Origin of the sequence: Mesorhizobium calcicola (genome assembly GCF_042682105.1) — a bacterium.
Taxonomy (GTDB): domain Bacteria; phylum Pseudomonadota; class Alphaproteobacteria; order Rhizobiales; family Rhizobiaceae; genus Mesorhizobium; species Mesorhizobium calcicola.
The window spans coordinates 193,752-215,700 of record NZ_JBHUGY010000027.1; the positions used below are offsets into that span (position 1 = coordinate 193,752).

Below are 21,949 nucleotides of genomic sequence, written 5' to 3' on the forward strand. Positions count from 1 at the left end.
TCTCAGCAACAAGAAAAACCGCGTGATCGCGGCCGCCAAGCGACAGATGCAAGGTCGTTACGCAATCGGGCTGGTCATCGACCAAATCCAGGTCAAGCCCAAAATGGGCCGCAATTATCTCGACGAGTAGATGCTGTCAAACAATTTCCTGATGGCGGACGGCTACAACTTCTCGCTGCAGTTCTAAACAAGTTTAGGGCGCTTTGTGGCTTGTTGTCGTCGCCATCCAAAGTCGGTCAACCTAACGCCTGGATCGCCAATTGGGCCAGCTGGCACCTCTTCACGGCAAATGGACAGGTTGCGAAATTAACTGAGAGATGAACCGGAAGACCAATGCCAAAGATTATTGATGCTGAGCAGACACGACTTCGCATTGCCAAGGCAGCATGTAAGGCGATAGCGGGGAAAGGCATTTCCGCAGTCACGATGATCGACATCGCCAATGCCGCTGGCGTAACGACGGGAATGATTACCCATTACTTCGAAAGCAAGGCAGACATTATCGCAGCTGCCTTGCGCATTCCACTTCTTAACATGGAACGCAAGATGGCTCATCGGCTGGCAAGAGGTGAAGCGGATCTTGCCACTCTGCTTGACGTCGCGATTCCAGCATCCAGGTCCCATTTTGAGGACAGCCTGATCTGGGTGAATTTCTGGGGTGTAATTGCAGCCGATTCTGAATTTCGTAAGCTCAACGCTACGCTGCATCGCGAAGGTGTGAGCATTTTCGCCCAGGTCATCCGTTCAGGGTGGCCAGAAAGTGCGGAGTGGCCGAAGGAGATCTTCGGGAGCGCATTACGTTCGATTGTCACATTCATTTTTGGTCTGAGCGCAGGCGGGGTGACAAATCGAGGTGTCTGGACGAGTGCCGTTCAGCGCTCACAGTTAAAACTACATCTGGGCTTGGTTCGCTGTTGGGCGCGACATCAGGCTCTTCAGGTTAGCGCTGACGCGCAGTGCGTTATAACTGCCAACGGGCGCATCACTAGGGACCGGCAAAGTGGAGAGATAGCGGGCCAGGATAACCAAGTAACGAGAAATCGCAAGGAGCGCCCCACTTCCCGATCCGAGGCCTGATCATTGATGTCATCCTCGATGGAGGGCGTCGTGTGTACGCGGCGCCCGCCTTCAGGCCGCTCGATCAGCGATGCTTGGACATGTCGATCGCTATCAGCACGGCATCAGTGGGAGTGGTGGCGTCGCCTTAACTTGGGTTGGGCACGGGATGCCCCCCGATGTGGCCTCTTCACGCGGCTGTCGACAAAGCGATTTGCCTCCAGACCGCCATAGTGGCGGCTCGAATGTCGCGGTGATCGGCGGCTATCAGATGTTTCCGGTGAAGATTGAAGAGGTTGGCGATCGGGCCATGGATGGAAACGAAGCGCTGGCATTGTCGTGCCGACTTGAACCGGATCATACCTCGTTCTCGCCGTCGAACTGCCAGATGAGAATTCTCCGCTCGGTTATTCAGCCCCTAATGCGATCGATGCTCGACACCTGGCATGATTTCCCTTTTGGCCGCATCGTAGGATCTGAGCTTGTCGGTGATCATGACGCGCGGCGTGAGTGCCTTGCCCTTTCAGCAGCTTTCGCATCAGCTTCAAGGCCGCCTTCTTGTTCCGGCGGCTCTGGATCAAGGCATCGAGAACATAGCCATCGGCATCGACGGCCCGCCACAGCCAGAATTTCTTGCCCTTGATAGCAACGACCATTTCGTCGAGATGCCACTTGTCGGCAAAACTACCCCTGGACCGCCGCCGGATGGAGCGGGCATATCCGCGGCCGAACTTGGCAGCCCATTCCGCGACAGTCTGGAACGAGACTTCGATGCCGCGCTCGGCCAGAATATCTTCCACATGACGCAGGCTCAGTGGAAATCGGAAGTAGAGCCACACCGCATGCGCTATGATCTCGGCAGGAAAACGATGACGCTTGTATCGGAGCGTCATAATATCGGTGGGCGGGTGCGGGCTCATGCCCGTAAAGTCCGCCGAAAATGTTAAGGCGACGCTACCCGCTGCTGCGATGCAGTTTGGCGTGTCCATATTGTCCGCTATTGTGGGTCTAAAAGAGCAGACCGACGCGTCCTTCGACCGTGAAACCCTCATACACCTTAGCTCGGATTCAACAAGGTATCGGATACTGCCTCGACGAGCTCTATTCATCTCCAGCGGAAAAACTATCACTCCGATGTAAAAGAAGCCGGTTGATAGAAGTAATATGTATCATGCGTAAGAATTGATGTATTAACCTGCGGATATTGCCCGTCTCCTCGTTTCAAAATCATTTAGAGTTTTCCCTGCTCCCATGTTGTACTTTGCCAAAACTCTCTGGATGGCCACCAGGCACTCGTCTCGAATCTTCTCCTGTTCTCTAACCGATTTGCTTGCCGCCTGATCCGCTGTGCCGTTTGCAAAGCGATCGATGATTTCTCTAGTCACAGCTGGGGCCGTGTTGTGTGACCAGGGCCAATCAACCGACGGCCCAAATTGTTTAAAGAAATATTCCACGCCACCCTCTCCGGCCGACAGCATGTAGAGTTGGCTCATTCCCATAATTGCCCACCGCAAACCGGGACCGTACACAATGCTTTCGTCGATTTCACCGGTGGTTGCTATATCGTCGTTGACCATATGGAGAATTTCACGCCACATTGACTCCTGAAGCCGATCCGAGAGGTGACCAGAGACCTCCCTCTTTAGAATCAGAACGTGCATTCCAATGGATCGGTAGAATTCAGCGGCTGCCTCCTTCACGTCCGGACTCGTTTGTTCGTTTCCAACGACCTCAACCAGCGGACACAGGTAAACGGGATTGAATGGGTGACCGACGATAATTCGCTCCGGATGGGATAGGCCTACGTGCAATTCGCTTGGCATGAATCCCGAAGTGCTGGAGGAAATAACGACGTCGGGGTCAGCCACTTTGGAAATGGGCTCCAATACCCGCAGCTTGAGTTCGAGAGACTCGGGCACATTCTCCTGAATGAAATCGGCTTTGGCCGCCATCTCTGCCGAGTCCAGGGTGAATGTTAGCCTGCCGGGCGCCGGCATAGGCAGCCCAGCAGTCAGCGCCTGCAATTGCGGCATCGCATTTTCGACAGTATCTCGAATCCATATCTCCATTTTCGGATCTACGTCAGCGGCAATCACGTCGATACCACAGTGCAATGCACGCGCAGCCCAACCGCCACCAATAACGCCAGTACCTAGCAACCCAAGGGTACGTACCTTACGCATACTTTCTCCTATGACTCGACGGTGAACGATACATAACGGGCCGCAGTTGAGAGGGCGACCCTCTCTGATCTCAAGTCCCCGCGCTGATGTTAACCACGTCCATTGTTGAACCCCTCATCTGGCGGAGAGTTGTAACAGGCGATATATAACCGCCTTTTTTGGAACCACGCAAGCCAAAACAGCGCTATGCAGTGTTTCATAGAGAGCTATGGCTGAAACGGGGTGATCGGTTTGAGAAGAGCGGCGCATCGAGGGCGGGTGATGAAGCCTGCCAGAACCTCTCAAGGAGAGCGATACACCATGAACGAGACTATCAACATTGTTCGCCTTCGTCAGCCCGACGAAATCGATGATCAGCTGACGGATGTGCTTCGCAGCGGCGCGCGCAAATTGCTTGCGCAGGGCGATCGAGATGGAAGCCGAGGCGTTTCTTGCCGAGATGAAGGATCTGAAGCTGCCGGACGGGCGCGATCGGCTAGTCCGGCACGGTCACGGCCGGAGCGGATGATCCAGACGGGATAGACCGGTGCCTGTCAGCCGGGTGAAGGTCCGGATCGCGGCGCGAATGGCGAAGCGGACCGGATCCGGTTTTGCTCCCAGCACATGCTACGCATGCCCTCGACCGCATCCCACGGCTTGTGACTAGCCGACGGCGCGATGGCGCCCGAAGGGAATTCAAGCGCTGCAACGGCGACCAGTCGCCGTTGCAGGCCGCCGAAAACTCATCGTTGCGCATCAAGGGGGCTAAATGACCTCCAACCTATCTTTGATCGAATCCCATTTGGTAGGCCAGGCCGATAACGTTTTCAGAATTGTAGAGCTCAATGGAAAAACTACAATTCCCCTTTGTCACGTATCCAATATTGGCGTTGATGTCGATCTCGACATCCTGAAACTCAAGGGGTTGGTTGAATATTGGAAAGAAAGCTTTATAGATAGCCTCCTTAAGAACGAACAGGTCTCGTCGCTGGAGCAGACTTGAGTCGTACATCCATTTCTCTCTGGAAGTTGCAACCAAGTCAATTAAACCGTCCGGAAGAGGTTCATTAGGTTCAATGTCGATACCAAGCGCCCCGATGATTTTCTTCTCTGCAATCGCGGCCGCTGCTACCGTATCGTGATGGGCCAAAGAGCCAACAATGCCAGCTGGCCAAGTCGGAACACCCGATTGCGTCTTTAAGATAGGCATCGGTGGAACTCCTAGTTTACCTAGGAGTGTTCGAGCGATAATTCTTGCCGCACCGCTTTGGCGCCGGACTTTGGTAACAGCGCGCCCTTGCGCAGCGACCTCGGAAGCGAACAATGCGGCTTCGTCGACGCGACCTATCGGACGAACGCCGACGAGAATGTTCGGTTGATCTAACCTTATAATATCCACCTATTTTGCCCCTTTTAGGTTTCGGATTGGAAATCTCACGCAGCCGGCGTTCCTGTCGCAGATAATCGCTGAACCCGGCAAATACCTGGTCCCCGGACCAACGGCGGAGTGGCACAGTTGCAGCGCTTCCCGCGTCGCGCAGCACCGTCAGCAACTGCTTCAGCGCCGCACGGTCGCCCCGCTGGATGCATTGCTTCCTCACTCGGCGCCAAGGTACCTTCGACCATACGTTCTTCGAGATCGGCCTGCTTCAAACGACCTTTTTTCGATCCAACTCAAGAGATGCCAAGACCTCGGCCGAGCCGACATGACCTCGCCTTCGCGGTCTTGCACGTACTGCCCCGGACTACCCAAACCGAAGGCCGAACGCTTTTGCCAGTCCCATGCAAGATTCACTTCCGGCTGGCGGGCTGCGCCTTCACCGGGAGGGGTCGAACCCTCTAGCCCTCTAGGTCGCTTCGAAAGGTTTCAGGTTACATTTCCATTCTCCTTTCCAGGACTCTCCTGTCGCAAGGGAAGTCTATGTCAACATGGAACCGGCGGGCGGCTGCATCTGGGTCTACGGGCCCGACGATCAGCAAATCCCGACCTACACAGACCTCCGCCTCGAAAGGCGGGCCGCCTTCATCCGCGAGTACAATGCCAATCGCTGCCACGACCAAAACGGCGGCCCAACCAGTCGAGGTCACGACAGGGCGCTTTACGTCTTTACGAATTCTCAGACGGCAATCCTTAACATTCATAGATTAGAATGATCCCTATGAAGATTTGTCACCGGACCCTTCTGCAACGGCAGGAACTCGCCAGTGATGTTTCGTTCGTCGTAACCTGCAGTCCCGTTCGGATGTGAGGGATAGCTTCGGAGCGTATCATGCTCCGCCACTTTCCGCTGTGATTATTCGCACGGGTGGTGGTTACGACGGCATATTCGCTCGTACAGGTCGCCGAACGTTGCCGCCTCAATTATCTCATCCAACTTCGGCGACCGCCAGCGGTCGCTTTTCTTGAAATGAGCTTGAAGCTCTGCGGCGAGAAGGCTGTCTCCCCCAATATCGAAGAAGTTGTCGTCCAACCCTATTTCCTTGGTGCCGAGAAGAGCCTTGACTTCATCAAGGAACAGGCTCCTCGGATCCCCCTGCCGTAACATGTCGTCCTTGCTCGTTTCGACTTCGTCCGGCGGGGGTCTTTTCTCTTCTTCTGGCTGCTCGTCGGGCGTGATTGTCCGCACTTGGTCGACCCATTGCCTTATGCGTTGAGGAAAGAGTCGCGTCGCAACAATAATCTGGCCGTTATCAACCGTTGCCAGTATGCGCTTGATGACGTTGATCCCCTCGTCGGAACTTAGCGCCAAATCCTTCACCTGACATGTCCGGTACGCGGCGGTCACCTGCTCATTGTAGGAGGAATCCCAGTCATCCCAGTTGGAATTGATCCACCGGACACCGAGTTTGCCCTGCACCCGGCGTGCAAAGGCGTCTATGAACCTGTTGGCCGCTGCGCGGGCGGCCATCGCTGGTCCGCCGAGGATGGACACGACGGACGAGAAAAGGAACACGAACTCCGGTGATTGCGCGTGAGCGGACTTAATTCGCTGGATCGCACGGTAAAGGTTGCGTGTCCCGATGAGTTGGGAGGCGAACTCATTGGCAGAGGTTGCGTCCTTCATCACTGAAAGAAACTGCGGATCGGCTAGTCCCGCGGCGTGAAAGATCCCGTCGATCCGCCCGAGTTCCCGGACCGTTGTGTCAAGCGCGCCCGACAGGCTGTCGCAGTCGGATACGTCGGCCTGACGAAGAATCACCTGACCTTTTACGTCGTCAAGCGTGGCCAGTCGCCGTCTCCAGCCATCCTCATTGGGGTCCACGCGCCCTGAATTAAGATGGTCGGGTAAGGCAAGCGGGGTTATCAGGACGACAGTGGCCCCAAGTCTTACGAGATGTTCCGTTAAGGCCTGGCCGATCCGCTCGAGTTCTCCTGTGATCAGATAGACGCCCTTTGGTCGCAGGGTCTCCCGTCCGGAAACCTCCGAAGCGAGGGCCACCTCGGAAAAATGAGGCGCCCACCGTCGATCTCCGCGGAGCGCGACGATCGAATCCGGACCAGGCACGTCACGCTCGATTTCAGCCGCGAGCTGATAGCCTATATTCGGGTCGTCGATATTCACATCGACAACCCGGCAATCGACCATTGGGTTTTCCTGCGGCAACACGATGGCGGGACCGACAACGCACGCTTTTTCGGGATCTGAAGGTTCCTCACCGATCTGAACGATCCGATTGCTGACGATCCAGAGGTCGACTGGGGTGTGGAGCGTCAGTGTGGAAAGAACTTGCGCCAAATCGAGTATGGCGTCGTAGCTCCGCAAAAGATGGGTCTGCACATTACCCGGATCCTCGCATGCGTCTGCTGTGCCGCTCAGGTGCCAGAGGCAGACAATGCGGTCAGCGGGACACTGCGAAGCGACCTCGGCGTCGAAGAGCGCCTTCAGGTCTTCACGGGTGGGATCAATGTAAATAGTAGACCCTTCGATTTTCACGGGCGAGTTTGAAGGTTTGGCTCGTCGGCAAACACGGACAACTTCATGACCCGCACCCTCCAACTGCTGTGCGATGCTGTTTGCCAGCACGTCTCCCGCGCGCTCCACCTCCCCAAACGGCCGATCGGCGAGCAGCAGCCATCGTAGCGCCTTTGTACTTCTGCCCCCAAGAACCGTGCGGGGAAGCATTTTCTCTGTCCAGGTCTGCGCATAAGTGAACACGTCCCCCCTATGCTGTTCTCGCTGCTCGGGCTGCCGCGGAAGCGTCGGGCCCGCTGGCCGATCGTCCGGCCAGCAACGGTGACCGTCAAACGAGTACGTCGGAAGGGGAAGGCGCCGGCGAGGACCGAACGGTTCCAATTGATCACTGGCCCGCTTCCAATCTACCGCAACACCGGTGGCCCAGAGCGCCCCAAGACATTCCAGAAGGACATGGCGGTCCGTGGACTCTTCGTCGTTCTCATCGCGCGCGGCTGGCACAATAGCTGGGATTCTCGTCTTACGATCCTCTTGGTTGATCGCCCCATGTGCGAAACGCGTCAGATTGCGCGACGGGCCAAGATCAACGAGTGCAGTTACCGCAGCCGCGACCACGGCTTCGAGAGAGCGATCGAACCGGATAACCCCAATTGCTTGCCTACTCCAGTGGGTCTCCAGCAAGGGCACTTTCGCCTCATGCAGAGATCCTGAATTCAGAGCAATGGCCACATCCGGCAACCGCTTTTCAACGATGCGGACCTGCGCATCGATGATCTCAGCCGCTGGTTTCATCATCTCAGAATGACTGGGAACGCCAGCTGTATTAATGACGTTGTTGGGGATCTGTACTTGTTCGAGCCTCCCCTGAAGCCTTTCGATAAGTTCTCGCTTGCCGGTGAACACGACACCCATATTTGAGTTCACGACACCAACGCTGATCTCGCCAGCTTCAGCTTTATCACGCCAAGCGTCCTCCACGAGGATACGCTCAGCCTCGTCCGGGCCGCATCTGGCCGCAAGCATTGCACCGTCGATACCAAGATTCACCATCGCGCGGCTACGAACAACCGTCAGCCGAATAGCATCATCAAGTTTCAGTATGCCCGCTAGGGTGGCCACGACATATTCGCTCATGCTGTGTCCGACCAGATAATCGGGACGCACTCCGCACAGTTCTAGCAACCGCGCCATGGCGTATTGCACTGCGAAAATCATGGCACTGATTTCTTCGAAGGAGGCGGCCGCGTATGCGTGGTCGTCTCCAAACATGACAGTCTCCAGGTCACGATCCAGAACCGGGCGACTAGCGGCCGCACAAGCCAGGATGGCATTGCGGAAGTCCGGCACGCAATCGAACAGATCCTTGAACATTCGCTTGTGTTGCACTCCGCAACCCGGCACCATGAACCCGATCGACGGTGAGGAAAGGGTCCGATCCGCCGCACGATCCCCCTCTTCTTCTAGTTTCGCGATGGCCATGTCCAAGTTCCGCGCCACAACGACTGTTCGATAATCGAATTGGCATCGCGCCACGCGTAGCGTGTGGGCGACATCACCGAGATCGATCTCGCGCTTGCGCCGCAGGAACACGGCTAGATTCCGGCAGGCCCGGCGTAGCGCTGAAGGAGTCTTTGCAGATAGGCAAAGGGCGTGGGATCCCCGCGCGACCGATCCGGGCCAAGTCCTAGCGTTGTCGCTGTTCCATTCCTGCAGCACGACATGGCAGTTGGTGCCGCCGATACCGAGGCCAGTGACGCCGGCAGTTCGAAGACGTCCCTGCGGGCGGGGCCAAGGTCTAAGCTGCTCATTAACGAAGAAGTGCGTGCCTTCCAGACCCAGATCTTCGTTGAGCCGGTTGATGTTGATGGTCGGGGGGATTACCCCGTGCTGAAGGGTGAGAACTGTCTTGATAAAGCTCGCGACCCCAGCGGCGAAGTTGGCATGGCCGATGTTCGGTTTAATTGACCCGAGCGCACAGGCGTTGCCGGTTTCCTCTTGCCCCGCGAAAGCCTTTGCCAAAGCGCGGATCTCGATCGGGTCGCCGACCTTAGTGCCAGTGCCATGAGTTTCGATATACTCCACGTCTTCGGGGCCGAGTGCCGCAGAGGCAAGCGCTTGGCGCACAACATCGGCCTGGCCTCGCGCGCTAGGCGCCGAGAAGGACGATTTGGCGCGGCCATCGTTATTAATGGCACATCCTTTTATCACTGCGTGGATCGGGTCGTTGGCCGCAAGCGCATCTTCGAGGCGCTTGAGAACGACGACCCCTACCCCATCTCCGAGCACCGTCCCATTGGCATCGGCATCAAAGGCTCGGCACACACCGTCCGAAGAATTGATGAAGTCCTTGACAAACTGATACCCCGCTTGAGGGAAGGTGATGCTCGCCCCGCCTGCCAGCGCCATGTCGCAATAGCCGGCCGCGAGCGACTGAGCGGCGACCGCAATCGCCACTAGCCCAGTTGAGCAAGAGGTTTGCACCGCCATGCTTGGGCCTTTGAGGTTCAGCATGTAGGACACGCGCGAGGCGAGATAGTCCTTGTCGTTGCCGAGATCCGTCAGGAAAGCGAACGGTGCATTAGTAGGATCGATGAGGCCGCCGCCCTTCAAATGGTGTAGTAGATAGAGGGGGAAGGACGAACCTGCGAACACTCCCGTCCGCCCCTCATGCTGGGTGGGCGCGTACCCGGCCGACTCGAGTGCCTTCCAGCAGCATTCGAGAAACACGCGATGCTGCGGATCCATCAGTCTTGCCTCACGCCTCGAGAGACTCCAAAAATCCGGATCGAAAAGGTCCACATCTTTCAGGTGGGCACCCATGCGCACATAATCGGAGCGCTTCAGGACAACCTCCGGAATGCCCCGGGCCTTGAGCTCCTGTGCGGAGAGCGGGGCGATCGAGCACACCCCTTGGCAGAGGTTTTCCCAGAGCGCATCGACGGTCTCCGCGCCGGGGAAACGCGCGGCCATACCAATCACCGCAATGTCTATCCTGGGGCTGTGTCGCCCGTCGAACGCCTTAAAATGCGCCCTGCCTACTGAGATTGGCTGTGTTTTAGGAAGCTTCCGGATCTGGGGTTGTTCCTGCTCGCTACGGCGCTTGTGAAGAAGAGCAGCGAGTTCTTTGAAAGTCGGGTTGAGGAAGACCTCCACTACGCGGAGATCCACCTTCAGACTTTGACGAAGCTGCGTGCAGAGACGGGCGGCCAGAAGGGAGTGTCCGCCGCAGTCGAAAAAGTTGTCGCCCGGCTCAGCAGCTTCAGCCTGTAGAAGGTCGCTCCAAGCTGCGCGAAGTGCCGATTCGACCTCGTCGCCACCTTTCACTGGACTGCACGCCTCTTTCGCGAGGTCGCGGAGGCGCAAGCGATCAAGTTTCCCGTTGGCCGCAATGGGCAATTCCCTCACCGCGACGAAATTTGACGGGATCGCGTAGTGCGGCAGCTCAGACTTCAAATGCGCCCGCAAAGCAGCTTCCCAGCCCTTGCAACCATTCCGCAAGACCACATAGGCGATCAGTCGATCAGGCTGGCCAGTCGCCGCATCGAGTTCCGGCAATACGGCGGCGGAGCATACCCCGGAGTGCCGAAGCAAAGCAGATTCTACAGACCCCGGCACGACGCTGAAACCTCGGATCTTCACCATGAAAGCGCAGCGCCCGATAATCTCCAGTTGGCCGCCGGGCAGCATCCGGCCAAGATCGCCAGTGCGGAACATCGTGCCACCAGCGCGGAACGGGTCGGCAAGGAACCGTTCCCGTGTCATCTCTGGGCTGTTGAGATATCCATGACCCACTGCGTCGCCGCCGACGAAAATCTCGCCCGGGAAGCCCAGTGGCACGGGTTCGCGTTGCTCTTCGAGGACATAGACACTGACATTGTATTGAGGTGGACCGACCGGCACTACCTTTTGTGCTGCCGTAGGATCGATCTCGGTCAAATCAATATGCGCGACCTCATGTGTCTCTGCTGTGCCGTAGTTATTAATAATTTTGACATGCGGCAACGCATCCTTTACTCGCGCAAGCAACGCTGTTGTTACGACCTCGCCTGATAGGTAGATCAATCGGAGATCTGGAAGGCGCGAGGGGACGTCGAGGAAGCCGCTGCTGAGAAGCACATCAAGCAGGGAAGGGGTTAATAATGTTCTGGAAATTCGATTTCGTTCCAAGTAGACGACCAACTGTTGCGGATCGTAGATAACGTCGTCCGGGATCAGATAAGCTGGTATCCCGGCCAGGATCGGCCGCATTATCTCCCAGACCAAGAAGAGATTGACCGCCTCGCGCTCATCAGGCGCGTATGGCAGAGCGTGATAGTACCACTGGTGAGAGCATACATTGGTCCGGTGGGGGCAGACGATCCCCTTCGGTTCACCAGTCGTTCCAGACGAAAATACAATCTGTGCCGGCGCATCGAGATCCACTACTTGGGGATTGCCGTGATTGGCCTTGCCGAGTCTCATTTCCCAGCCATCGTCGAGCGACAACGCAAGACCTGACCAGTTAGGCGAAAGGCTGGCTGCGAAACGGTTATTGGTGACGACGATTTCAACAGATGCCTTCTCAAGCATCCGCTTTAGCGCCGCAACGGGCTGAGCTTTGTCAAGCACAACGTAGGCTGCCCCTGTCTTAAGAATACCAAACAGCGCGACGGCGTATTCAGGTGAAGTATCCATAAGTATACCGACGCGCGAACCTCGGCTCTGACCATGTCCGAGGAGATGTTTAGATAGCAGCTCGCTCAAGTCGTCGAGTTCACGGTACGTCAAGATTCCACTCTCGGAGACAACGGCAGGGGCGTCCGGATTAAGGCCCGCTTGCTTACGGAATTGATCATGTAGTGGTAACTCGGGATACGGCAGGGCGTCGCCAATTCGTATGGAGGCCGGGAGTTGTGCCTTTACTTCCCCGACTTCACGCAGAAGGGTAGACACTACTTCCTCCGTCATCGAATGGGTGTAAAAGTGATCGCTATCAAACATAATCCGGGCGAAGCGCGACGTCGTAAGCCGACGCCATTCGTCTAGGTCATTGGCATTGATTGTTTCGTCTTGAACTCCCCCCATTGCGGTGATTGCCGCCCGGAGAGGCGTTGGTAAGTTCCGATCATAGGTCTCCGCAAGTTCGAAGTCGGCCCGCATTGGGGGCAAGATGAAATTATTAAGGAGTTCCTCGTTTGCCAGCGCCTCCTTGGGGACCAAACCAAGGCTCCGGATCACATCGGTTAATTTGTCGTCCGCGTATATATACATTGGCGGCTCATCCGCCGGCACGTCCGCCGAGGGGTGAGCAGACACGACAACATGGAAGGGACATGGCAGACTGGCCTTCTCCAGGGAACGGGCGATCTCATAAGCCACGAGGGCACCTACGCTATGACCAAAGAAAACAAAAGGCCGGTCGTTGTACCCGCGGAGCGCCTCAGTGACCATGGGTACTAGTACGTCCATGCTGCGGATGGCGGCCTCCGCTGACCGTTTGCCGCGCCCGGGAAGATCCAGGCAAATAAGATCTACGTCGTCGGGGAGGTAGTCTGACCATGTACGGAACGACTGCACGCTACCACCCCCATGCGGAAAGCAGATTATTCTATACGATGGCTGAAGTGAACTCTTTACGACACTCAGCGATGCTCTGGCTTCTCCAATAACTTTGTCCATTTCTCAAATTACTCCGCTTCGATGCAACTTGGAACCAACGTCTCCGCCTGGACGTTGATTTTGTCCGTAAGTTTCACGATTAGTCGGCCCGTTTGTACCCACTTCATTGAGGAACATGACGCGTCCGAAATCGTCTGGAAGTCGCTTAGCGGGGAGTTATCGGCCAAAATCATATGCCCAGCCCCTCGACCTGATCGTCCGACGGAACTAGCTAGGCATTCGTCGTGTAGGCGACATAGGCGCAGCATAAATTCCTCCGAAACAAGCAGTGATCCTTGCCCGACGAGCCGGGTTTCCCACAGCTAGGATAAGGTTCTCGACGTGATTTATAGCGGTTGCGCGCGATGGAAAGAAGGAGATATTTGTAAGAATTGAGTTAAGGCGTCTTTAAAAAACTGTCATCCTAGATAAATGTTATAAGGACGTGTCATTTATAAAAATATAAAAATATTTATCAACTTGAAAAGTCTATTGGTTCATATATTTAACTATTCTGCGGCCTAGACGTACGTGAGCGGTAACTGCTCAGCCCTTCGGTTTAAGGGTTTTCGGCGGGCGTAGGGGTGGATGCATTTTTCGGTTGCGTCGGACTCGCGAATATGAGTCAAGGGTTGGGTGGCTTCTGCCTTCTGATTTTCATGGCAAGGACGCGTTGATCGCCGAGCTGATGGCGCGGATGGATGCGTTGGTTGCACGCAACGAGGCGCTTGTGGCGAAGAATGCGGCGCTGCTGTCGGAAGCTCTCAGCGTCGCCGCAGCGACGGAGGCCAGCGATGAAGATCACAGCTGATCACCTGGCGCGCGGCGCCTTCATCTACATCCGCCAATCGACTGTCGACCAGCTTGCCAACAATCATGAGAGCCGGCGGCGTCAATATGGTCTTGCGGAGCGCGCCCGTGCTCTTGGCTGGGCGGATGTGACAGTCATCGATGACGACCTTGGCCGCTCGGGCTCGGGCGTCAGTCGTCCGGGCTTCGAGAAGCTGCTGTCAGGGTAGCGTCGCCTTAACATTTTCGGCGGACTTTACGGGCATGAGCCCGCACCCGCCCACCGATATTATGACGCTCCGATACAAGCGTCATCGTTTTCCTGCCGAGATCATAGCGCATGCGGTGTGGCTCTACTTCCGATTTCCACTGAGCCTGCGTCATGTGGAAGATATTCTGGCCGAGCGCGGCATCGAAGTCTCGTTCCAGACTGTCGCGGAATGGGCTGCCAAGTTCGGCCGCGGATATGCCCGCTCCATCCGGCGGCGGTCCAGGGGTAGTTTTGCCGACAAGTGGCATCTCGACGAAATGGTCGTTGCTATCAAGGGCAAGAAATTCTGGCTGTGGCGGGCCGTCGATGCCGATGGCTATGTTCTCGATGCCTTGATCCAGAGCCGCCGGAACAAGAAGGCGGCCTTGAAGCTGATGCGAAAGCTGCTGAAAGGGCAAGGCACTCACGCCGCGCGTCATGATCACCGACAAGCTCAGATCCTACGATGCGGCCAAAAGGGAAATCATGCCAGGTGTCGAGCATCGATCGCATTAGGGGCTGAATAACCGAGCGGAGAATTCTCATCTGGCAGTTCGACGGCGAGAACGAGGTATGATCCGGTTCAAGTCGGCACGACAATGCCAGCGCTTCGTTTCCATCCATGGCCCGATCGCCAACCTCTTCAATCTTCACCGGAAACATCTGATAGCCGCCGATCACCGCGACATTCGAGCCGCCACTATGGCGGTCTGGAGGCAAATCGCTTTGTCGACAGCCGCGTGAAGAGGCCACATCGGGGGCATCCCGTGCCCAACCCAAGTTAAGGCGACGCCACTGCTGAAACAGTTCACTTAAATGGGTTCTTCGCGTTGTTCTGCCAATTGGCATGAGTTTTGATGCTCTCGATGCGAATGCCAATAGGGGCCGAACGGGCGCTTCGGCTGATAGTTGGCCCCAACACAAAGGAACTGTTAATGAGCACCCAGGATCAGCAGACAGCACCAGCGGAAGCCGTACGAGAGCGAATCAAAGCATCCCATAACCTCGATGGCGACGCAGTTCGCTTGGCCAGCTTATACCGCGGATGGGCGAGCACCTTCAATCAGGATCAGGTCCGCGTCGGGTACTGTGGTCCCACGATCGTGGCAGAACTGGCAGGCGCCGTGCAAACGGCTTATTTAGCCGGTCAGCGAAATGGCATCGCAGTCCTGGACGCTGGTTGCGGAACAGGGCTCGTCGGCGTGGAACTGGAACGCCTCGGCTTCGGGCTAATCGATGGGTTTGACCTTTCGCAAGAGATGGCTGAAAAGGCGCTGCAAACCGGCATCTACCGCCATGCGCGAGGAAACGTTGACCTTAACGGGCGGCTCTCAGACTACTCGGGCGCGGGATATGACCTAACCGTCTGCTGCGGTGTTTTCACGCTCGGGCACGTTCGACCGGACGGGTTGCGCGAGTTGGCTCGCGTGACCCGTCCGAACGGATTCGTAGTTGCAAGCACCCGCAAGAGCTATGCGGAATCAACATCCTTTGAAGTCGAGGTGCAGCGTCTACAGGATGAGGGTTTCCTTGAATTGGTGCAGTGTCTAAGGAACGGCAGATACCTCGCCGAGGAAGACGGGCACTACTGGGTTTTCCGAATACCAGCCTCCGCATCGGCGGGAAAGCGGCAATGATGACGCTACCGCACGACTCATTCGCGACAACTAGCTAGCAACCTACGCGAGGCGACGAAGCGCGCACCGATGCGCAGGATACGGTCCGCGTAACTGAGCTTCTCTGGGCGCTTGACATGGTAACCGGATCGCACCTGACTAGTGAATACGGTGCAATACTATTCACGCCCCTCTTGTCCGAAGCAGGACAAGAATGTCGCAACCCGACGAAACGGCCGGGCGACGGACCTGTCGATATTGATGAAGTGGTGAAACTCAGAACTTCGCGCCAACCGGCGCAAGTCGCGAGGACAACGGAGCAGGACCGCTGTTCCGTGATTAATCTCAGCCTTCCAAGCCTACTTTGTAGAGTTTCGGCTGTCTCGCTATGAGCCGGAGATCCGATACCCGGTCGTTCGGTTCGGGCCTGCTGATCTGATTGGAGCATTCAATGTCTCATCGGTATTATGATCTCGCATTTTTCGTTGCTCTTGAGGCATTCGAAGCATCGGCATTTCATCTTTCGTTTGAGCTTGCAGCTTCTGAGCTGAACGTGACGCCGGGAGAGATTAGTCGGCAGATCAAAGTCATCGAGAACGAGCTAGATGTTCCGCTGTTTTCGAGGGCAGCGTCCGGCGTGGTGCTTACCAGCGCTGGAAAAGACCTCTACATCGAGCTGGAAAGCATTTTCTCCAAGACGTCCCAGGCGTTGACGACCATTAAGCGCGGGAGTCGTACCCTATGTCCCGACTAGCTTCGCCGATAGGTAGCGGTCGATCAACCTAGGACGTAGTGACGATTTAAGGGTTTGGGATTGAACGAACCCGCTGACGCGGGATTGGCGTGTGCATTGGCTGGAATGGCCTCCTGATGGGAAGGTTTGGTTGCTGAGACCAACCCCTGACCAGGAGACCATCCCATGGCTGAAGCCACGGCAGCGGTAAGCCCGCTGCGCCGTCGTATGATCGACGACATGAGCTTGCGCAACCTGTCGCCCGCGACGCAACGATCCTATCTGCATGCGGTGGCGAAGTTCAGCCGTTATTTCGGCCGGTCGCCGGATCGGTTGGGGCTGGAGGACGTCCGTGCGTTCCAGGTTTATCTGGTGTCGCAGGGCATTTCCTGGCCGGCGCTGAACCAGACGGTCTGTGCGTTGCGTTTCTTCTACGGCGTGACGCTGGACCGGGCGGAGATCCCGGAGCGCATCGTCTATGCGCGCACGCCGCGCAAGTTGCCGGCGATCCTGAGCGCCGACGAGGTGGTGCGCTTTCTGGAAGCAGTGCCATCGTTGAAGGCGCGCACTGCACTGACCACCGCCTATGCCGCGGGGTTGCGCGCCTCGGAGGCGGTGAGCCTCAAGGTGGCGGACATCGACAGCGACCGGATGGTGATCCAGGTCCGCCACGGCAAGGGCGCCAAGGATCGCACGGTCATGCTGTCGCCGCAGCTGCTCGGGATCTTGCGGACCTACTGGCGACTGGCACGCCCGCAGGACTGGCTGTTCCCCGGACGAGGCGACAAGCCGATCGACGTGCAGGTCCTTCATGCGGCCTGCCGCTCCGCGACCAAGGCGGCAGGTTTGGTCAAGCGGGTGAGCGTGCATACTCTGCGCCACAGTTTTGCGACTCACCTGCTTGAGAGCGGTACGGATATCCGGATTATCCAGGTGCTGCTGGGGCACAACAACCTCTCGACGACGGCGCGCTACACCCATGTGGCAACAAGCACGATCGCCAGGACGCAGAGCCCGCTCGACCGCCTGACGCTGGAGGTGGTGCCGCCCGCCTGAGCCCGGCGATGCGCTCCGAGCTGGAGGTGGCGGATATCTTCCGTCGCCATGATCATGCCTATCGTCTTGCCCATGACGGCCATCTCGGCCGCGTCGAGCGCCGCGTCATGTCCGCGATCGAGCTCTGCCGGACTGCGGCGCTTGGCGGCCATGTCGAGGCCTGTGAGGACTGCGCACATGCCCGCGTCTGCTATAACTCCTGCCGCAACCGGCATTGTCCCAAGTGTCAGAGCGCGACGCGCGAACGGTGGCTCGCCGACCGTCAGGCCGATCTGCTGCCGGTGTCTTACTTCCACGTCGTGTTCACGGTGCCGGCCGAAGTCGCCGAGATCGCCTTTCACAATAAGGCAGTCGCCTATGCCATCCTGTTCGAGGCCGTCGCCGCAACGCTCAAGACCATCGCCGCCGATCCGCGGCACCTCGGCGGGGAGATCGGGTTCCTGGCCATTCTTCACACATGGGGCCAGGCGCTCACCCATCATCCGCACATCCATTGCCTCGTCCCCGGCGGCGCTCTCTCTTCCGATGGGCGCTGGCTCAGCTGCCGGCCACGCTTCTTCCTGCCCATCCATGTCCTCTCCCGCCTATTCCGGCGGCTGTTCCTCGAGCGGCTCCAGGCGGCCTATGCGGCTGGGCGACTGCGCTTCTCCGGCACGCTCGACGGGCTCGGTCAGGCCCATGCCTTCACGGCCGCGATCCGGCAGCTTCGTCGCAAGAACTGGATCGTCTATGCCAAGCCGCCGTTCGGCTCGCCCGAGCAGGTCCTCGCCTATCTCGGCCGCTATACCCACCGGGTCGCCATCGCCAACAGTCGCCTGGTCAGCGCCGACGAGACCAGCGTAACCTTCCGCTGGCGCGATTATCGTCACGGCAACGCGCCCAGGCTGATGTCGCTCGATCCGCACGAGTTCATCCGTCGCTTCCTGCTGCACTGCCTGCCCGACGGCTTCCACCGCATCCGCCACTATGGCTTCCTCGCCAATGGATGCCGCCGGACCCGACTCACCATCATCCGGCAACTCCTGGTGGCGATGAAGCTCGCTGCGACCGCCGCAGCCGGCGAGACCACCAGGCCGCTCCCGCGCTTTGACCCAACCGTCTGTCCCTGCTGTGGCGGCATTCTGCGCATCACCGCCACGCTGCCGCGATGGCGCACTGGGCCATCACGACCGCAGCCGGATACCTCATGACGACAGGATGTCGCCCCAGCATCGATCGTGGCAGCGTCGCGGCATCAGCGTCGACGGACGCAATGACCCCCCATATCGTCATCTTCCCGACCAGCCCGAAGAGCACAAGCATTACCCCGAAGCACGCCCAAAGATGCCAACGGGCGCGTCGATCGCCTCGGTCAACGTCGGCGTCTCGGCCTCGTCTTCACCGACATGGCAGCGTTGCATCACACCAAGCCGCACACCTAGAGCAGGCTTCGCGATACTAATCCCATAGCGCGTGGCCGCGTCAGCGGGTTCGCTCAATCCGGCTTCAATGAGGTCGCGCACCGCGCCAAGCCAGACCATCACCGCCGCGCGACCTCACAGAACCCTCCAGATTCCCAAGGATTGGCAAATCAGATTCAACGCTGATTTTTGGAGATCGGCGATGGATTGCGATGCGCTTGGGGACGACCAGTGGGACCGGATCAAGGGTTTTGTGCCCGGTGGCACGAAAGGCAAGCGCGGCCCGCGTACAGATAATCGGAAGTTCCTCGACGCGCTGTTGTGGATGGCGCGTTCGGGTGGCCGTTGGCGCGACCTGCCGGAGCGGCTTGGCGATTACCGCTCGGTGAAGCGGCGCTATTATCGTTGGATCGGGATGGGCGTGCTGGACGATATGCTGGAAATGCTCGCCCGCGAAGCCGACCTCGAATGGCTGATGATCGACAGCACGATCGTGCGAGCGCACCAGCATGCCGCCGGGGCACGCAAGGTCAAAGGGGGGCGGATGCCCAGGGCCTGGGTCGGTCTCGCGGCGGCCTGAGTACCAAGATCCACGCCGCCACCGAGGCGCTCGGCCTTCCCATCCGCCTGATCGGCACCCCCGGCCAGCGCAACGACATCGCCTTGGCCCACGACCTGATCGACGGTATCGACGCCGATGCCGCCATCGCCGACAAGGGATACGACGCCGATCACCTCGTTGACAGGATCACTGAACAGGGCGCAGAGGTCGTCATCCCGCCCAAGCGCAACCGCAAGGTCCAGCGGCAATACGACCGCGATCTCTACAAGGAGCGCAACCGCATCGAGCGCTTCTTCAACAAGCTCAAGCAGTTCAGGCGCGTCGCAACCCGTTACGACAAGCTGCTCGCAAACTTCATGGGTTTCGTCAAACTCGCAGCAATCGCCATTTGGCTCAGATAGTTAAATCGTCACCACGTCCTAGAGCACGTCCCGCGATCAATGAATCGATTGTGATGTGACGTCGGGCTTCGCGGGTGATTCAACATCCACTTTGATGAGGTGGACGATGGGAAGAGCACTGAGCGACGATCTTCGATCGCGGGTCTTGAAGGCTTCGGACGCGGGCATGTCTGCCCGGCAGGCGGCGGCGCGGTTCGGCGTCGGCATATCGAGTGCAATCCGGTGGATCGCACGGGCGAAGATCGGCGAGCGGACGCCGCGGCCGCAAGGCCGTCGACGCGCGTCCAGCCTCGATGCGCATAGAGCCTTCATCGTGGGGTTGATCGATGAGCGCAAGGACATCACGCTGAACGAGATGGTAGAGCGGCTGGCGGTCGAGCGATCGGCTCGGATCAGTCGCAGCGCCTTAAGCGCCTGGCTTGGCCGGCACGGCTGGACGTTCAAAAAAAGTCCGCACATGCACTGGAGCAGGATCGTCCCGACATCCTGAAGCGCCGTCGTGCGTGGTTCGACGGCCAACTCGACCTCGATCCGGCAAAGCTGGTGTTCATCGATGAAAGTGTGCTGCAGAGGCACGGAAGGAGTTCAGTATGAACTAACCCCGTAACGTGAAGCTGCGTGAATGATGGAGGATGGCCCTCCGGGATCGGCTTTCAGGAGCGGGTCTCAAACCAGTCCGAGCTGCTGCGGTAAAGAGCCGTGGTGGTGAGCGTCGGATGAAACGTTCGGACGAGATCCGAGCAGGTGAATGTCCAAAAGACGAACGAAAGTGAACCCTCCGAAGACGCGTCGTTATGAACGTAGGTGTCGTCGAAACCAGGACCGTTTCGTCATCCTGGGACAAGTCCGCCGGGTGCCTGATGACAGGGCGGGCGGCGGCCGGCGTAGAGGGGGCGTGAGTTGGACATAGGCTTTCACGCGGAACTGCAGGAACCAGGCTCCTGATGCAAAGGGAGATGCTCAAGCGGAGCAAACCGCAAGGCGAGAGTACCAATGCGGGAGACTGGGGCGGACCGACCCGTATGAGCGTTGAAGGCCCTGTAATGGGGTCGGAGCAAAGGGGTCGGATCAGGTGGTCGTATTGTTTGAAACAACTGGAAACAGGATGACTTCGGAAAGTACGACAGACAAGCCGTTTCGAATTGAGAAACGTCGAGTGTACGAAGCTTACAAAGCGGTCAAAGCCAACCGTGGCGCAGCCGGGGTGGACGGGCAGACTCTGGAGATGTTTGAGAAAGACCTTGCGAGAAATCTCTACAAGATCTGGAATCGGATGTCTTCGGGGACTTACTTTCCGCCGCCCGTGCGTGCCGTCTCCATTCCGAAGAAGACTGGGGGCGAAAGGGTTTTGGGTGTGCCCACCGTCAGCGATCGAATCGCGCAGATGGTGATCAAGCAGATGATTGAGCCGGATCTGGACTCCCTCTTTCTTCCGGACTCCTACGGTTACAGACCGGGAAAATCGGCTCTGGATGCCGTCGGCGTGACGCGTCAGCGGTGCTGGAAGTATGATTGGGTTTTGGAATTCGACATCAAAGGGCTGTTTGACAATCTTCCGCACGATCTCCTGCTGAAGGCGGTCAGAAAGGACGTGAAGTGCAAGTGGGCTCTGCTCTACATCGAAAGGTGGTTGACAGCGCCGATGGAAAAGAAGGGAGAAGTCATGGAGCGCACACGCGGCACCCCGCAAGGGGGCGTGGTTAGCCCGATTTTGTCGAATCTTTTCCTGCACTATGCATTTGATCTCTGGATGACGAGGACGCATCCCGAACTTCCATGGTGTCGATATGCCGACGATGGTCTCGTGCATTGCCGGAGCGAGCAACAAGCCGAAGCCCTCAAGGCGGAGCTGAGTTCTCGGCTGGCAGCGTGCGGACTTCAGATGCATCCGACAAAGACCAAGATTGTCTACTGCAAGGATCAACGGCGCAGAGAGGCGTATCCGAATGTCACGTTTGACTTTCTCGGGTATCAGTTCAGGCCGCGACGGGTGGCGAACACACAGCGGGACGAGTTCTTCTGTGGTTACACGCCTGCGGTCAGTCCGACGGCGCTCAAATCGATGCGGGCAACGATCAAAAGCTTGAACATCCCGCGGCAGACGCCGGGGACGCTGACCGAAATTGCCAAACAGCTCAATCCGCTCCTCCGGGGATGGATTGCCTACTATGGACGGTACAGTCGTTCGGCCCTGTCCACTCTGGCTGATTACGTTAATCAGAAACTCAGGGCTTGGATCAGGCGAAAGTTCAAGCGCTTTCAGTCCCATAAGACACGCGCCAGTCTCTTCTTGCGAAAGCTGGCGAAGGAAAATCCGGGACTGTTGATGGCTTTTCAAAAGCGCGTCTAAACGACGACAAGCGTTTGGTGCTT

12 protein-coding genes and 5 pseudogenes are annotated in these 21,949 nt (G+C 57.8%); 12 read left to right on the forward strand and 5 right to left on the reverse strand.

Annotated elements, in window-relative coordinates; all coding sequences use genetic code 11:
- Positions 1–333: 333 nt before the first annotated feature.
- On the forward strand, positions 334–1,077 hold the full coding sequence (locus tag ACFSQT_RS17740; RefSeq protein ID WP_379020740.1) for a TetR/AcrR family transcriptional regulator: 744 nt from the start codon (positions 334–336) through the stop codon (positions 1,075–1,077).
- 169 nt (positions 1,078–1,246) lie between these two features.
- Here ACFSQT_RS17740 and ACFSQT_RS17745 read toward each other — a convergent pair.
- Together ACFSQT_RS17745 and ACFSQT_RS17750 are read right to left on the reverse strand one after the other, a co-directional pair.
- Positions 1,247–1,976, reverse strand: a pseudogene (locus ACFSQT_RS17745) (IS6 family transposase).
- Between the two features lie 270 nt (positions 1,977–2,246).
- On the reverse strand, positions 2,247–3,239 hold the full coding sequence (locus tag ACFSQT_RS17750) for a 3-hydroxyacyl-CoA dehydrogenase NAD-binding domain-containing protein (RefSeq protein ID WP_379020742.1): 993 nt from the start codon (positions 3,237–3,239) through the stop codon (positions 2,247–2,249).
- A gap of 300 nt (positions 3,240–3,539) precedes the next feature.
- On the opposite strand from ACFSQT_RS17750, the pseudogene ACFSQT_RS17755 reads away from it, so the two are divergent.
- Positions 3,540–3,836, forward strand: a pseudogene (locus tag ACFSQT_RS17755) (IS256 family transposase); the annotation flags it as partial.
- 163 nt (positions 3,837–3,999) lie between these two features.
- Here the strand turns inward: ACFSQT_RS17755 and ACFSQT_RS17760 are convergent.
- Both ACFSQT_RS17760 and ACFSQT_RS17765 read right to left on the reverse strand, forming a co-directional pair.
- A complete protein-coding gene (locus tag ACFSQT_RS17760) occupies positions 4,000–4,617 on the reverse strand; it encodes a 4'-phosphopantetheinyl transferase family protein (protein ID WP_379020744.1) in 618 nt (205 codons plus the stop codon).
- Between the two features lie 895 nt (positions 4,618–5,512).
- Complete coding sequence (locus ACFSQT_RS17765; protein ID WP_379020746.1) at positions 5,513–12,790, reverse strand: SDR family NAD(P)-dependent oxidoreductase; 7,278 nt, start codon at positions 12,788–12,790, stop codon at positions 5,513–5,515.
- A gap of 652 nt (positions 12,791–13,442) precedes the next feature.
- On the opposite strand from ACFSQT_RS17765, the gene ACFSQT_RS17770 reads away from it, so the two are divergent.
- From ACFSQT_RS17770 to ACFSQT_RS17800, 7 genes and pseudogenes are all read left to right on the forward strand, one after another.
- A complete protein-coding gene (locus ACFSQT_RS17770; RefSeq protein WP_379020748.1) occupies positions 13,443–13,580 on the forward strand; it encodes a hypothetical protein in 138 nt (45 codons plus the stop codon).
- Positions 13,564–13,782 (forward strand): annotated as a pseudogene (locus ACFSQT_RS17775) (recombinase family protein); the annotation flags it as partial. The gene ACFSQT_RS17770 and the pseudogene ACFSQT_RS17775, both read left to right, overlap by 17 nt.
- A 40-nt stretch (positions 13,783–13,822) precedes the next feature.
- Positions 13,823–14,552, forward strand: a pseudogene (locus ACFSQT_RS17780) (IS6 family transposase).
- Between the two features lie 191 nt (positions 14,553–14,743).
- On the forward strand, positions 14,744–15,445 hold the full coding sequence (locus tag ACFSQT_RS17785) for a class I SAM-dependent DNA methyltransferase (RefSeq protein WP_379020750.1): 702 nt from the start codon (positions 14,744–14,746) through the stop codon (positions 15,443–15,445).
- Positions 15,446–15,875: 430 nt separating this feature from the next.
- Positions 15,876–16,178 carry a LysR family transcriptional regulator gene (locus ACFSQT_RS17790; protein ID WP_379020752.1) on the forward strand — a complete coding sequence of 101 codons (303 nt, stop codon included), beginning with the start codon at positions 15,876–15,878 and terminating at the stop codon, positions 16,176–16,178.
- Positions 16,179–16,343: 165 nt separating this feature from the next.
- Entirely contained in the window at positions 16,344–17,213 is an 870-nt protein-coding gene (locus tag ACFSQT_RS17795) for a tyrosine-type recombinase/integrase (protein ID WP_095090404.1), read from the forward strand.
- Between the two features lie 8 nt (positions 17,214–17,221).
- Positions 17,222–18,403, forward strand: coding sequence for an IS91 family transposase (locus ACFSQT_RS17800; RefSeq protein ID WP_379019615.1), 1,182 nt, complete (start codon positions 17,222–17,224; stop codon positions 18,401–18,403).
- A 111-nt stretch (positions 18,404–18,514) separates the two neighbouring features.
- Here ACFSQT_RS17800 and ACFSQT_RS17805 read toward each other — a convergent pair whose 3' ends face one another.
- Positions 18,515–18,736: a hypothetical protein gene (locus tag ACFSQT_RS17805; RefSeq protein ID WP_379019613.1), complete on the reverse strand. Its 222-nt coding sequence runs from the start codon at positions 18,734–18,736 to the stop codon at positions 18,515–18,517.
- Between the two features lie 79 nt (positions 18,737–18,815).
- On the opposite strand from ACFSQT_RS17805, the gene ACFSQT_RS17810 reads away from it, so the two are divergent.
- The 3 genes and pseudogenes from ACFSQT_RS17810 (at position 18,816) to ltrA (ending at position 21,926) form a co-directional block, all read left to right on the forward strand.
- A protein-coding gene (locus ACFSQT_RS17810; protein WP_379020754.1) for an IS5 family transposase occupies positions 18,816–19,576 on the forward strand; the annotation gives its coding sequence in 2 pieces (ribosomal slippage) (positions 18,816–19,155 and positions 19,155–19,576; 762 coding nt in all).
- Between the two features lie 106 nt (positions 19,577–19,682).
- Positions 19,683–20,143: pseudogene (locus ACFSQT_RS17815) on the forward strand (helix-turn-helix domain-containing protein); the annotation flags it as partial.
- 538 nt (positions 20,144–20,681) lie between these two features.
- Positions 20,682–21,926: a group II intron reverse transcriptase/maturase gene (gene ltrA, locus ACFSQT_RS17820; protein ID WP_379020756.1), complete on the forward strand. Its 1,245-nt coding sequence runs from the start codon at positions 20,682–20,684 to the stop codon at positions 21,924–21,926.
- The last annotated feature ends 23 nt before the right edge of the window (positions 21,927–21,949 follow it).

Bases quoted from the DNA above. Each gene is read 5' to 3' on its own strand.
- ACFSQT_RS17740 (WP_379020740.1), top strand. From the start codon at position 334: ATGCCAAAGATTATTGATGCTGAGCAGACACGACTTCGCATTGCCAAG.
- ACFSQT_RS17750 (WP_379020742.1), bottom strand. From the start codon at position 3,239: ATGCGTAAGGTACGTACCCTTGGGTTGCTAGGTACTGGCGTTATTGGT.
- ACFSQT_RS17765 (WP_379020746.1), bottom strand. From the start codon at position 12,790: ATGGACAAAGTTATTGGAGAAGCCAGAGCATCGCTGAGTGTCGTAAAG.
- ACFSQT_RS17785 (WP_379020750.1), top strand. From the start codon at position 14,744: ATGAGCACCCAGGATCAGCAGACAGCACCAGCGGAAGCCGTACGAGAG.
- ACFSQT_RS17790 (WP_379020752.1), top strand. From the start codon at position 15,876: ATGTCTCATCGGTATTATGATCTCGCATTTTTCGTTGCTCTTGAGGCA.
- ACFSQT_RS17795 (WP_095090404.1), top strand. From the start codon at position 16,344: ATGGCTGAAGCCACGGCAGCGGTAAGCCCGCTGCGCCGTCGTATGATC.
- ACFSQT_RS17800 (WP_379019615.1), top strand. From the start codon at position 17,222: ATGCGCTCCGAGCTGGAGGTGGCGGATATCTTCCGTCGCCATGATCAT.
- ltrA (WP_379020756.1), top strand. From the start codon at position 20,682: ATGACTTCGGAAAGTACGACAGACAAGCCGTTTCGAATTGAGAAACGT.